Annotated in this window: 11 protein-coding genes; 4 read left to right on the top strand and 7 right to left on the bottom strand. The window is 74.5% G+C overall.

Annotated elements, in window-relative coordinates; genetic code table 11:
* The 3 genes from K6I34_RS18110 to K6I34_RS18100 all read right to left on the bottom strand — a co-directional run.
* Positions 1 to 716, bottom strand: a 716-nt coding sequence (locus K6I34_RS18110; RefSeq protein WP_229327311.1) for a DNA-formamidopyrimidine glycosylase family protein, incomplete at its 3' end; no start/stop codon positions are given.
* Positions 717 to 807: 91 nt separating this feature from the next.
* Positions 808 to 5565, bottom strand: a complete 4758-nt coding sequence (locus K6I34_RS18105; RefSeq protein WP_229327310.1) for an ATP-dependent helicase — start codon at positions 5563 to 5565, stop codon at positions 808 to 810.
* Between the two features lie 103 nt (positions 5566 to 5668).
* A complete protein-coding gene (locus tag K6I34_RS18100) occupies positions 5669 to 6589 on the bottom strand; it encodes a hypothetical protein (RefSeq protein ID WP_229327309.1) in 921 nt (306 codons plus the stop codon).
* A 79-nt stretch (positions 6590 to 6668) separates the two neighbouring features.
* On the opposite strand from K6I34_RS18100, the gene K6I34_RS18095 reads away from it, so the two are divergent.
* From K6I34_RS18095 to recX, 4 genes are all read left to right on the top strand, one after another.
* Positions 6669 to 6863 carry a DUF3046 domain-containing protein gene (locus K6I34_RS18095; RefSeq protein ID WP_229327308.1) on the top strand — a complete coding sequence of 65 codons (195 nt, stop codon included), beginning with the start codon at positions 6669 to 6671 and terminating at the stop codon, positions 6861 to 6863.
* Positions 6864 to 7109: 246 nt separating this feature from the next.
* Positions 7110 to 8225 (top strand): AI-2E family transporter, encoded by a 1116-nt coding sequence (locus K6I34_RS18090; RefSeq protein WP_374230955.1) that lies wholly within the window; start codon positions 7110 to 7112, stop codon positions 8223 to 8225.
* 189 nt (positions 8226 to 8414) lie between these two features.
* Positions 8415 to 9527 carry a recombinase RecA gene (gene recA, locus K6I34_RS18085; protein WP_229327306.1) on the top strand — a complete coding sequence of 371 codons (1113 nt, stop codon included), beginning with the start codon at positions 8415 to 8417 and terminating at the stop codon, positions 9525 to 9527.
* Between the two features lie 40 nt (positions 9528 to 9567).
* Positions 9568 to 10158, top strand: a complete 591-nt coding sequence (recX, locus tag K6I34_RS18080; protein ID WP_229327313.1) for a recombination regulator RecX — start codon at positions 9568 to 9570, stop codon at positions 10156 to 10158.
* Between the two features lie 227 nt (positions 10159 to 10385).
* Here the strand turns inward: recX and K6I34_RS18075 are convergent, their stop codons facing one another.
* The 4 genes from K6I34_RS18075 to K6I34_RS18065 form a co-directional block, all read right to left on the bottom strand.
* Complete coding sequence (locus K6I34_RS18075; RefSeq protein ID WP_229327312.1) at positions 10386 to 10760, bottom strand: rhodanese-like domain-containing protein; 375 nt, start codon at positions 10758 to 10760, stop codon at positions 10386 to 10388.
* Between the two features lie 35 nt (positions 10761 to 10795).
* On the bottom strand, positions 10796 to 11368 hold the full coding sequence (locus tag K6I34_RS18070) for a cysteine dioxygenase (protein ID WP_238489212.1): 573 nt from the start codon (positions 11366 to 11368) through the stop codon (positions 10796 to 10798).
* 96 nt (positions 11369 to 11464) lie between these two features.
* Positions 11465 to 11512: a hypothetical protein gene (locus tag K6I34_RS38905; RefSeq protein WP_309506048.1), complete on the bottom strand. Its 48-nt coding sequence runs from the start codon at positions 11510 to 11512 to the stop codon at positions 11465 to 11467.
* Between the two features lie 71 nt (positions 11513 to 11583).
* Positions 11584 to 13149, bottom strand: a 1566-nt coding sequence (locus K6I34_RS18065) for an FAD-dependent monooxygenase (protein WP_229327304.1), incomplete at its 5' end; no start/stop codon positions are given.

The following is a 13149-nucleotide window of genomic DNA, read 5'->3' as shown; positions in this document are numbered from 1 at the left end:
CGCACAAGCACCCCGCAGCGTCGGCACGGCCGCCCGTCCCGGCCGTACACCCACAGCTGCCGACCGGGGCGCGGATCGCCGGTGGTGACCCGGACCGCCCGCGCCTTGTTGGCCTCCAGGAACTGCCTGGCCAGTGTCACCAGCCGCTCCGGCTCGGGGAGCAGGGAGACCGGCAGCCACGGCGACACCTGGAGCGCGAAGCACAGCTCGGACTTGTAGACGTTGCCGATCCCGGCGAGATTGCGCTGGTCGAGCACCGCCTCGCCCACGGCCCGGCCGGGCTCGGCGAGCAGCCTGCGCAGGGCCTCGTCCGGGTCCCAGCCGGGCCCCAGGAGATCGGGCCCGAGATGGCCCACGACCCTGGCCTCGTCGGCGGTGCGCAGCAGGTCCAGCGCGGGCAGCCGGTAGCCCACGGCCGTACGGTCGGCGTTGGCCAGTACGGCGCGGATCTGGTGCTGCGGGCCGCCGCGCCAGCGCTCACCGGGGGCGTAGAGCCGCCAGGAGCCGTCCATGCCGAGGTGCGAGTGCAGGGTGAGACCGCCCTCGACGCGCGTCAGCAGGTGCTTGCCGCGCGGGACGACCCCGACGACGCGGCGCCCCGTGAGATCCGTGGTGGCGAGCCTGGGCACGCGCAGGTCGGAGCGGGTCAGCGGACGGTCCGCGAGCGCGCGGTGCAGGGCGTCCGCGGTGTGCCAGACCGTGTCTCCTTCGGGCATGCCGCCATGATGCCGCCCCTGCGGCGCCCGGGGCGCATGGTGTGCGTTCTGAGCGCCTCGGGCGCCCCGGGGCCATGGTCCGGCAGTTGGCTCAGGAGGCGCGCAGCCGCAGCCCGCGCGGGGTGGCGTGGAAGCCCGCGGTTTCCAGCAGCGGCCCCAGGGGCGACGAGAGGGCCGGGGAGCCGTTGACGCGCTCGACAGTGACCGTGCCCAGTGCGCCCGCGCGGGCCGCGTCCGCCAGGGCGGCCGCCGCTTCCCGGAGCCCCGCGTCGTCGGCCGTCGCCTCCTCGGCGCTCTCCTGCTGGGGCCAGGCCAGCAGCGTCTTGCCGCCGCGCTCCACGTAGAGCGCCAGCGCTCCGTCGACCAGCACGACCAGCGACCCCGCCTTGCGTCCGGGCTTGTGCGTCGAACCCGCGGGCGGCTCGGGCCAGGGGAGCGCGGCGCCGTACGCGTTGGCGGGGTCGGCTGCGGCCAGGACGACCGCCCGACGGCGCCCGTCCCGCCGTTCGGCGGCAGGGTCGCCCCATGGAGGGGCGGCGGAGTCGGTGGCGCTGCCCGCCGCTCGCTCGCGGGCCGTGCTCACGGCACGCAGCCGGTCGACCGCGCCGTCCATGGCGAACTGCGCGGCGCCCAGGCCCTCGACCACGTATCCGCGCCGGGCCTGCCCGCTCTCCTCGAAGGCGGACAGCACGCGGTACGCGGCCGAGAAGCCGCCCTCGACACCCTCGGCGGCCACCGCGCCCCGCGTCACCACGCCGTGCCGGTCGAGGAGCGTACGGGCCAGGGCGTGCGCCCGGTGCGTCGGGTCGGGCTCGTGCGTGGGCAGCAGGGACCAGCGGCCCGCGACCGTCGGCGGCCCGCCGCGCGACGCCGTCGGGGCCGCGCCGAGGCCCGCCCGGCCCGGGAACGAGCCGAAGCGCCCGCGCGGCACGGCGCGCCGCGCGCGGTGCGCGGTGGAGCCCGCCGTCCTGCCCGAGCCGAGGAGTGCGCGCAGCGGGGCGAGGGTGTCGTTGGTGAGGCGGCCGGACCAGGCGAGGTCCCACACGGCGTCGGCGATCTGCGGGTCGGTGCATCCCGGGTCCACGGCCCGTACCCGCTCGGCGATCTGACGGAAGAACAAGCCGTAGCCGCCGGACAGGGCGTCGAGTACGGCTTGGTGGACGGGGGAGAGCTCCAGCGGATGGGGCGGGGACAGCAGCAGCGGCGCGGTGTCCGCGAGCATCAGCGACACCCAGCCGTCCTTCCCGGGCAGGGCACCGGCGCCTGCCCACACGACCTCGCCCGCGGCGGTCAGTTCGTCGAGCATCGTGGGGGAGAAGTCGGCCACCCGGGCGGGCAGCACCAGCTTCTCCAGGGCGGAGGCGGGCACGGGCGCGCCCTGCAACTGCTCGATCGCGCGCACCAGCCCGTCGATGCCCCGCAGGCTGTGCGTCCCGACGTGCTGCCACTGGGGGAGGAAAACGGCCAGCGCGGTGGGCGGCACCGGCTCCAGCTCCTGCCGGAGCGCCGCCAGCGAGCGGCGCCGCAGCCGCCGCAGGACGGTGGCGTCGCACCACTCCTGGCCGATGCCGGCGGGGTGGAACTCGCCCTGGACGACACGGCCGTTCGCCGCGAGCCGGTGCAGTGCGCCGTCGGTCACCGCCGTGCCGAGGCCGAAACGGGCCGCCGCCTGCGCGGAGGTGAACGGCCCGTGCGTACGGGCGAAGCGGGCCAGGAGATCCCCGAGCGGGTCCTTCACGGGCTCCGTGAACGCCTCGGGCACCCCGACGGGCAGCGCCGTGCCCAGGGCGTCCCGCAGCCGCCCGGCGTCCTCCACGGCCGCCCAGTGCTCCCGTCCGGCGATCCGGACGCGAACGGCCCGGCGGGCGGCCGCCAGCTCCTCCGGCCACGTCGGCTCGGCGCCCCGCTCGCCCAGCTCCGCCGCGGTGAGCGGGCCGAGAACGCGCAGCAGGTCGGCGACGGCCTCGGCGTCCTTGGCGCGCCGGTCCTCGGTCAGCCACTGGAGCTCGCGCTCCAGTTCGGCGAGCACGTCGGCGTCGAGCAGCTCGCGCAGCTCGGCCTGGCCCAGCAGCTCGGCCAGGAGCCGCGAGTCCAGGGAGAGGGCCGCCGCGCGGCGCTCGGCGAGGGGCGAGTCGCCCTCGTACAGGAACTGGGCCACATAGCCGAAGAGCAGCGAACGGGCGAACGGCGAGGGCTCCGGGGTGGTCACCTCCACCAGCCGCACGCGGCGGGCCTCGATGTCCCCCATGAGCTCCGTCAGGCCCGGGACGTCGAAGACGTCCTGGAGGCACTCGCGGACGGCCTCCAGGATGATCGGGAACGAGCCGAACTCCTCGGCCACCTGGAGCAGCTGGGCGGCCCGCTGGCGCTGCTGCCACAGCGGGGTGCGCCTGCCCGGGGTGCGGCGGGGCAGCAGCAGCGCGCGGGCGGCACACTCGCGGAACCGGGAGGCGAACAGCGCGGAGCCGCCCACCTGGTCGGTCACGATCCGGCCGATCTCGCCCTTGTCGAAGGTGACGTCCGCGGCGCCGACGGGGGACAGCCCGGCGTCGTACGCCCCGTCCCGCGGGGCCGGATCGGCGTCGGACAAGCCGAGGTCCATGAGCTCGGTGTCCGGCAGGCGCAGCACGATGCCGTCGTCGGCGTGCATCACCTGGGCGTCCATGCCGTACCGCTCCGCCAGCCGCGCGCCCAGCGCCAGGGCCCAGGGGGCGTGCACCTGGGCACCGAACGGCGAGTGGACGACGACCCGCCAGTCGCCCAGCTCGTCGCGGAAGCGCTCCACGACGACGGTCCGGTCGTCCGGCACATGGCCGCACGCCTGGCGCTGCTCGGCCAGGTAGGACAGGACGTTCTCCGCCGCCCACGCGTCGAGCCCCGCCGCGGTCAGCCGCTCGCGGGCGCGGCCGGGCGACAGGCCGCCGATCTCGCGCAGGAACGCGCCCAGGGCGCGCCCCAGTTCGAGCGGGCGCCCCAGTTGGTCGCCCTTCCAGAACGGCAGCCGCCCGGGGACGCCCGGCGCCGGGCTCACCAGGACGCGGTCACGGGTGATGTCCTCGATCCGCCACGACGTGGTGCCGAGGGTGAAGACGTCGCCCACCCGGGACTCGTAGACCATCTCCTCGTCCAGCTCGCCGACGCGGCCGCCGCCCTTCTTGGGGTCCGCCCCCGCGAGGAAGACACCGAACAGGCCGCGGTCGGGGATGGTGCCGCCGGAGGTGACGGCGAGCCGCTGCGCGCCGGGCCGCCCTGTGACCGTCCCGGCCACGCGGTCCCAGACGAGGCGGGGGCGCAACTCGGCGAAGGCGTCGGACGGATAGCGCCCCGCGAGCATGTCCAGCACCGCGGTGAAGGCCGACTCGGGCAGCGCGGCGAACGGCGCCGCGCGCCGGACCAGGGCCAGCAGCTCCGTCACGTCCCAGGTGTCCATGGCCGTCATGGCGACGATCTGCTGGGCCAGCACATCCAGCGGATTGGCCGGGACGCGCAGCGACTCGATGGCCCCCTCGCGCATCCGCTCGGTGACCACGGCCGCCTGCACCAGGTCGCCCCGGTACTTGGGGAAGACCACGCCGGTGGAGACCGCGCCCACCTGGTGCCCGGCACGGCCGACGCGCTGCAGCCCGGAGGCGACCGACGGCGGGGACTCCACCTGGACGACCAGGTCCACCGCGCCCATGTCGATGCCCAGCTCCAGGCTGGAGGTGGCGACGACCGCGGGCAGCCGTCCCGCCTTGAGGTCCTCCTCCACCAGCGCCCGCTGCTCCTTGGAGACCGAGCCGTGGTGCGCGCGGGCGAGCACCGGGGGCGCCCCCTTGGCCGCGCCGGCCTCCGCCATCAGCTCGGCGGGCGAGTGGTGCTCGGGCAGGGGCTCGCCGGTGGCCCGCTCGTAGGCGATCTCGTTGAGCCTGTTGCACAGCCGCTCGGCGAGGCGGCGGGAGTTGGCGAAGACGATCGTCGAGCGGTGGTCCTGGACGAGGTCGGCGATCCGCTCCTCCACGTGGGGCCAGATCGACGGCTTGTCCTTGCCGTCGCCGCCCTCCTGCGCGGGCGAGGCGCCCAGCTCCCCGAGGTCCTCCACCGGGACGACCACCGACAGGTCGAACTCCTTGCCGGAACGCGGCTGGACGACCTCCACCTTGCGCCCCGGCGACAGGAAGCGGGCCACCTCGTCGACCGGCCGGACGGTGGCCGACAGGCCGATGCGCCGGGCGGGGCGCGGCAGGAGGGCGTCGAGGCGCTCCAGGGACAGGGCGAGGTGCGCGCCGCGCTTGGTGCCCGCCACGGCGTGCACCTCGTCCAGGATGACCGTCTCCACGCCCGCCAGGGCGTCCCGCGAGGCCGAGGTGAGCATCAGGAACAGCGACTCGGGGGTGGTGATGAGGATGTCCGGGGGCCGGGTGGCCATCGCGCGCCGCTCGGCGGCCGGGGTGTCACCGGAGCGGATGCCCACCCGGACGTCGGGCTCCGGCACCCCCAGCCGCACGGACTCCTGGCGGATGCCCGTCAGCGGGCTGCGGAGGTTCCGCTCGACGTCGACGGCGAGGGCCTTGAGGGGTGACACGTAGAGCACCCGGCAGCGCTTCCTGGGCTCGGCGGGCGGAGACGTGCTCGCCAGCCGGTCCAGGGAGGCGAGGAACGCGGCCAGGGTCTTGCCCGAACCTGTCGGGGCGACCACCAGCACGTCGGAACCCGCGGCGATCGCCCGCCACGCTCCGCACTGTGCCGCCGTCGGCGCCGTGAACGCGCCCGTGAACCACGCACGTGTCGCGGGGGAGAACCCCGCGAGGGCCCCCGTCGGGCCGTCCGCCGCTTCGGCCGCCGAGCCGGCCACGCTGTCGTCCGCCATGCACCCCATCGTGCACCGCACCACTGACAACGCCCCGGAAGCGCAGGCCGGAGGCGCTACGGCGGCCTGGGGACGGGTCAGGGACGACGGGGGCGCCGCGTGGTCACAGCGCCCGCCCGTAGGCGCGCAGGGCGAGCAGCGAAGTGATCGTCACCATCGGGCGGCACTCGAGACCCGTGCCCGGAGCCCACTCGCGCCAGCGCACCGGCCAGCCGCCGTCCTCCTCCTGCGACGCCGCGAGGTACTCCAGGGAGCGGTCGATCTCGGCGTCGGTGAACCAGCGGCGGGCCACGGAGTCCGGGGTCCGGGCGAAGTCGTACGCGAAGTGGTGCTCGCCGGGCGCGTAACCGTCCGGAACGGGGTGGTCCGCCGCCCGGTCCGGGTCCAGGACCGCCAGCCGCTGCTCCCGTACGACGCGGCCCAGCCGTTCCGCCACCGACTCGGCGCGCGGGCGGTCGGGGGCGCCGTCGAGGAAGGCGACGGCGGCCTCGACCTCGTAGGGGTGGGTCTTCGCCCCGTTGGCGAGGGCCTCGACCGCGGCCCAGCAGAAGTCGGTGGCCCGGAACAGCCATGCGTGCCACACCGCGTTGCGGTGCAGCAGCCCCACCACGGGGCCGGTCGCGAGGAGGTCGCTCGGCGGGTCGTCCACCACGGGGATCCAGGGGGCCGCCGGATAGCCGCGCAGCGAGGGGTGCAGGGCGGGCAGGGCGCCGTCCGGGGTGGAGACGGCCGTCAGATAGCGGCAGACGCGCTCCACCCGCCGGTCCGCGCAGCGGCCGATCTCGTGGAGGACGTGCAGGGCGTGGGCGGTGTGCAAGGGCTGGCTCACGGGTCCGCGCAGATCGGGCTCCAGGGCGTAGCCGTACCCCCCGTCCGCACCCAGATAGGCCGTCAGGGCGGACTCGACGGCATCGGGACTGCCGTCCAGGAAGTGGAACGCGAATCTGCGCTGTTCGAGGACACGGGCGGTCAGCCACATGAACCGCTCGGCACGGGCTACGGGGGATGCTCCGGATCGGGCCATGCAAAGACCGTAGGGCCGATCGCGGCGCAGGTCACCGGCTCGTGCTCGGCAGCACCCTCAGGGGCGGGATACTGGTCTCATGCGGTTGACGGTCTTCTGGCAGCGGATGGCGGATCACTTCGGTGAGGCGTACGCCGATTCCTTCGCGCGCGATCACGTGATGTCCGAGCTCGGCGGGAGGACCGTGCACGAGGCGCTGGACGCCGGCTGGAACGCGAAGGACGTGTGGCGCGGGGTGTGCAGGGCGCTGGAGGTGCCCGACGACCGGCGCTGACCGTCTCCGGGGCTCTCCCGGGCGGGGCTTCCTCCCGGGTCTTCCCCCGGCCTGACGGAAACGCTCCGGGACGTGGCCCCGCGAACCGCTCGGCGGACGCCGTCCTGTGATCACTCGGGCGAGCGACGCGCCCCGCACGGGCGGTCACCCGGAATCGCCCCGGGGGTCACCCACACTTGCCCCGTGGCCGCAGACGACACCGCTCCGGAAGCCGAACCGCACCCCCGCCCGGGGACCGGGACGCGCATGCCGCCCTGGCTGCCGCGGGCGATGGTGGTGGCACTCGCCCTGCTCGCCTGTTTCCAGCTGGCTGACTGGGCCTTCCACCGGCTCGTCGGGCTGCTGATCGATGTCCTGATCGCGTTCTTCCTCGCCCTGGCCGTCGAGCCCGCCGTGGCACGGCTGGCCGCGCGCGGCATGCGGCGCGGGCTCGCCACGGGCCTGGTCCTCCTGGCCGTCGCGGTGGCCGTGGCGGGCTTCTTCACCCTGCTCGGCTCGATGCTCGCCGACCAGATCACGACCATCGTGGAGAACTTCCCCGCCTATGTGGACACGGTGATCGGCTGGGTCAACCGGACGTTCCACACCGACTTCTCCCGGGTGGAGATCCAGCGGAGCGTGCTGCACTCGGACTGGCTGCAGAAGTACGTGAAGAGCAGTGCAGGCGGGGTGCTGGATCTCTCCGCCACCGTTCTCGGCGGGCTGTTCCAGCTGCTCACGGTGGTGCTGTTCGCGTTCTACCTCGCGGCCGACGGGCCCCGTCTGCGCCGTGCCCTGTGCTCCGTGCTGCCCCCGGACCGGCAGGCGGAGGTGCTGCGAGCCTGGGAGCTCGCGGTGGCCAAGACGGGCGGCTACCTCTACTCGCGCGCCCTGATGGCGCTGATCTCCGGCGTCGCGCACTACGTCCTGCTGGTGATCCTCGGCGTGCCCTACGCCCCGGCGCTCGCGATCTGGGTCGGTTTCGTCTCCCAGTTCATCCCCACCGTCGGCACCTATCTGGCGGGGGCGCTGCCGATGCTGATCGCCTTCACCGTGGACCCCTGGTACGCGGTCTGGGTGCTCGCGTTCGTCGTGATCTATCAGCAGTTCGAGAACTACGTGCTCCAGCCCCGGATCACCGCCAGGACCGTGGACATCCACCCGGCCGTCGCCTTCGGCTCGGTGATCGCGGGCACGGCGCTGCTCGGCGCGGTGGGCGCGCTGATCGCCATCCCGGCGACCGCGACGCTCCAGGGCTTCCTGGGGGCCTATGTGAAGCGCTACGAGGTCACCCACGACCCGCGGGTGCACGGCGGGCGGGACGACGACGGGCCGCGGCTCTCCCTGCTGGCACGGCTGTTCCGGGCGCTGCGCGAGCGCTGAGCCGGGGCTGGCGTGGTGCACTTGACACCAAAATCGAACATCCATTCTTATGGGTGCCCAGGGCCCGTCGGGAGACTCGGGAGAGGCACGTTATCCACAGGGCGGGGCGGTGCCCGGGGCCCATTGTCAGTGGCACGCGTTAGCGTCGTTGACGTGAAGCGATCGACTCAAGCAAACCGGGTGGAACCCATGGCAGGCACCGACCGCGAGAAGGCACTGGACGCCGCGCTCGCACAGATTGAACGGCAATTCGGCAAGGGCGCCGTGATGCGGCTCGGCGAGCGGCCGAACGAGCCGATCGAGGTCATCTCCACCGGGTCGACCGCTCTCGACGTCGCGCTCGGCGTCGGCGGGCTCCCGCGCGGCCGTGTGGTGGAGATCTACGGCCCGGAGTCCTCCGGCAAGACGACCCTGACCCTGCACGCCGTGGCCAACGCCCAGCGTGCCGGCGGCACGGTGGCCTTCGTGGACGCCGAGCACGCCCTCGACCCCGAGTACGCCAGGAAGCTCGGCGTCGACATCGACAACCTCATCCTGTCCCAGCCGGACAACGGCGAGCAGGCCCTGGAGATCGTCGACATGCTGGTGCGCTCCGGCGCGCTCGACCTGATCGTCATCGACTCCGTGGCGGCCCTGGTGCCGCGCGCCGAGATCGAGGGCGAGATGGGCGACTCGCACGTGGGCCTCCAGGCCCGGCTGATGAGCCAGGCGCTCCGGAAGATCACCAGCGCGCTCAACCAGTCCAAGACCACCGCGATCTTCATCAACCAGCTCCGCGAGAAGATCGGCGTCATGTTCGGCTCCCCGGAGACCACGACCGGTGGCCGGGCGCTGAAGTTCTACGCCTCGGTGCGCATCGACATCCGCCGCATCGAGACCCTGAAGGACGGCACCGAGGCCGTCGGCAACCGCACCCGCTGCAAGGTCGTCAAGAACAAGGTCGCGCCGCCCTTCAAGCAGGCCGAGTTCGACATCCTCTACGGCCAGGGCATCAGCCGCGAGGGCGGCCTGATCGACATGGGTGTCGAGCACGGCTTCATCCGCAAGGCCGGTGCCTGGTACACCTACGAGGGCGACCAGCTCGGCCAGGGCAAGGAGAACGCCCGCAACTTCCTGAAGGACAACCCCGACCTCGCCAACGAGATCGAGAAGAAGATCAAGGACAAGCTGGGCGTCGGCACCCGCGGCGGCGAGACCCCGGAGGCCGAGCAGGCTCCGGCCGAGGACGCCGCGGCCAAGACGGTGCCCGCCCCGGCGAAGTCCACCGGCAAGGCGGCCAAGGCCACGGCTGCCAAGAGCTGATCCCGTGACACGGCGATCGGAGCACCCCGTACCGGAGCCCGTGAGGGGTCTGCCGGGCGCGGGTGCGGACGACCGGACCAGTGGTGGTGCCCCCTCCCCGTCGAGGGCCGGGGGCGGGGCACCACCACGGCCGGAGGAGCAGGCGCGGGCGATCTGTCTGCGTCTGCTCACCGGATCCCCGCGCACCCGCAAGCAGCTCGCGGACGCGCTGGCCAAGCGCGGTATCCCGGCGGAGGCCGCGGAAGAGGTGCTGGCCCGCTTCGAGGACGCGGGCCTGATCGACGACGCGGCGTTCGCCGACGCGTGGGTGGAGTCCCGGCACCACGGCCGGGGGCTCGCCCGCCGGGCCCTGGCACGCGAGCTGCGCACCAAGGGCGTGGACTCCGCGCTGATCGACGAGGCCGTCGGGCAGCTCGACTCCGACCAGGAGGAGAGCACGGCCCGCGAGCTGGTGCGGCGCAAGCTGCGGGCCACGCGCGGCCTGGACCGGGAGAAACGGCTGCGCCGCCTTGCGGGCATGCTCGCCCGCAAGGGCTACGCGGAGGGCCTCGCCCTGCGCGTGGTGCGTGAGGCTCTGGAGGAGGAAGGCGAGGACGCCGAACTGCTGGACCACTGGCTGCCGGACGCGTGATGGGCCGGCGACGGGATCGCCTGGCGACGGGTTTGCCTGGCGGCGTGATGGCCTGGCAGCCGGAATGTCCGGCGGGTCGGGCTGCCCTGCCTGCCGAGGGCCCTGCCGGAGTGCTGTCCGGTCGCTGCGGGCCGGTGAGGGCCGGTGAAGGCGGGCAGCCGCGCCCGCTCGCTCCGCTGCCTCATTCCGCCGCCTCATTCCGTCGTCGGCGTGGTGCCGGCGCGGTGTCAGTGGTCCACCGGGAGGCCGGCTGCCCGCCAGGCCTGGAAGCCGCCGTCCAGGTCCGTGGCGTGGCGGAGGCCCAGCAGTCGCAGTGAGACCGCGGCCAGGCTGGACGCGTAGCCCTCGTCGCAGAACACCACCACCCGGAGGTCGTGCCCGGTGGCCTCCGCCGCGCGGAACTCGCACGCGGGGTCCAGTCGCCACTCCAGCTCGTTGCGTTCCACGACGAGCGCCCCGGGGACGGTCCCGTCGCGCTCGCGCAACGCCGCGTAGCGGATGTCGACCAGCAGCCCGCCCGCGGTCTGCACCGCGGCGGCCTCGGCGGGCCCCAGGCGGTCCAGACCCGCACGGGCGGCGGCCAGCAGCTCCTCGACCCGCATGCCGGGGCCCGGGCCCCGGCCCCGGAGTTCCCCGCTCACACCCACTCCTGTGCCCACTCCACCTGCTCCAGCCGCAGCACCTGCCCCGTACGGCTGTAGCGCCGCATCATCGGCAGCGGCGGGTAGTAGGCGTGGACGGAGACGGCGTGCTCCGTCCGCGAGCTGTTGATCACCTGGTGCACGTGGTGCGGGCCGAAAGCCCGGCCCTGGCCGTCGCGGAGTTCGCGCTCCCGGTCGACGCCGTCCGCCAGCTCCAGTGTCTTCCAGCCCTCCGTGGGCAGTTGGACGGCCAGCGACTGCTCTGTCAGCCGCCCCGCCGCCGCGGCGAAGGCACCGTGCGAGCCGCCGTGATCGTGCCAGCCCGTACCGGCCCCCGGCGGCCAGCCGATGAGCCATGCCTCGCTGCCGCCCGGCCCCGGGATCCGCACCCAGGTGCGGCCCTCCGGATCGAGCGGCAAGGAGGCGACAAGGCCGGCGTCCGCGGCGGTACGGCGGGTGAAGGCGAGGAGGTCGGCCGCCGAAGGCGTGGCCGGGACCGTTGCGGCACGAGGGTGACGAGGGTGACGAGGGGAAGAAGGAGCGACGGACGTGTGCCGTGACGAGGGCATGGGCACGGGCAGCGGAAGGAACACGGGAAACCGTCCTGAGCGATCGCGAAGGAGCGCGCGGCCGCACACGACAGGGCCACGCGAAGAGGGAGCGGATCAGCAGGACGGACGACAGACGCAGCCCGCGTAGCGGACGAGGTCCACATGGACCCTCCGCCAGAAACGCACGCCGTTGTCAGTCACGTTCCGGAGTCAACCACGGCCGTACGGGCCGGTCAACGATTGGCCGTGGCCTCACTGGGAGCACCGTCGGGCTCGCCGGTGTGCCGTGCGCTCCCCTCCGCCTCGTCGGGCGCACCGTCCCCGGAGTCCTCGGGGATCCCGGAACCCCCCGCGCCTTGCGCGGCGTCGGGGAACCCGGAGCCTTCCGGGCTCTCCTCGCCGAACGCCCGCGGCGCCGCCGCGCCACCCCGCACCGCGTCCGCGCAGGCGTACAGTTCCGCCGCCCGCACCCCCGACAGCGCGGCCACCAGGTGGCCGTCCGGGCGTACCACCAGCACGGTGTGGGCGTCCGCGCCCGGATAGCCCTCGGCGACGAGGAGTTCCGCCCGCATGGGCAGCGCGCCGACGGCGGACGCCAGGCGCGGCATGAGCCCGGCGCCGAGCCAGTGCCGTCGCTCCCACACCCCCGTCCCGGGCGCGACGAGCACCACCAGCAGGTCTCCGCCGAGCCGGTCCCGCAGCCCGGTCATGGACCCGTCCGGCGTGGTGACCGGGACGTCCTCGACCAGGGCCCCCGGAGCCGTGCCCACCCCCACGGAGCCCGCGGGCGGCGAGGCCGGGGCCAGGGGCGTACGGGCGTAGACGGGGGGCGCGCCCAGAACGCCGCGCCCCAAGTGGCCGTCCGTGAGCAGACTGTCGTGCCCGCGCGTGGCGCCCGGCATCAGCGTGCGCCGTGCCGTGTGCCATCCGCCCGTGCCGCGCACTGTGTGCAGGACCCTGTCGGCCGCGCGCAGCCGGGCCACGATCGCCCCGCGGCGCTCCGCCTGATAGCTGTCGAGCAGGGCCTCGGAAGCGCCGTGATGCCAGGCCAGCGCCAGCTTCCAGGCCAGGTTCCCGGCGTCCTGGAGCCCCTCGTCGAGCCCCTGGGTGCCGAGTGCCCCGAGCAGGTGGGCGGCGTCCCCGGCGAGGAAGGCGCGCCCGGTGCGCATCCGGCGCGTGAGCCGGTGGTGCACGGCGTGCACACCGGTGTCCAGGAGCTCGTACGGCGGCACGTCCCCGCACCACGCGGTCAGGGAGTCACGCACGAGTGCGAGCAGCGCGTCGGGCGTGACCAGTTCACCGTCCGGCGGCAGCAGCCAGTCCAGCCGCCAGATGCCGCCCGGCAGCGGGCGGGCCGTCACCTCGCTGCCGCGCGGCGGCGAGCGGTGCAGCAGCGCCTCGCCGGGCCAGGGCAGCTCGGCGCGGAGCGCCGCGACCGCGTACCGCTCGACGGCCGTACGCCCCGGGAAGCGGGCACCCAGCAGCTTGCGCACGGTCGACCGGGCGCCGTCGCAGCCGACGAGGTAACTGCCACGCCAGTGGCCGCCCTTGTCGCCCTTGGTGTGCGCGGTGACCCCGGCCGCGTCCTGCCGCAGCGCGTCCAGGCGGCCGCCCGGGACGATCCGTACGCGGTTCTCCAGGGCGAGCGCGGCGCGCAGCTCCCGCGTCAGCACGTGCTGCGGCAGGTGCAGGGGCGACGGATCGCGCACCGGCTCCGGATCCCCCGTGTCCTCGTCCGGTTTTCCGTACCGCTCGGGGCTCCCGAAGGGCAGCTGGGCGACGACGGCCCGGCGGCGCAC

Source organism: Streptomyces sp. UNOC14_S4, assembly GCF_020740835.1.
GTDB lineage: Bacteria > Actinomycetota > Actinomycetes > Streptomycetales > Streptomycetaceae > Streptomyces.
This window is presented reverse-complemented; position numbering and strand designations above follow the sequence as displayed.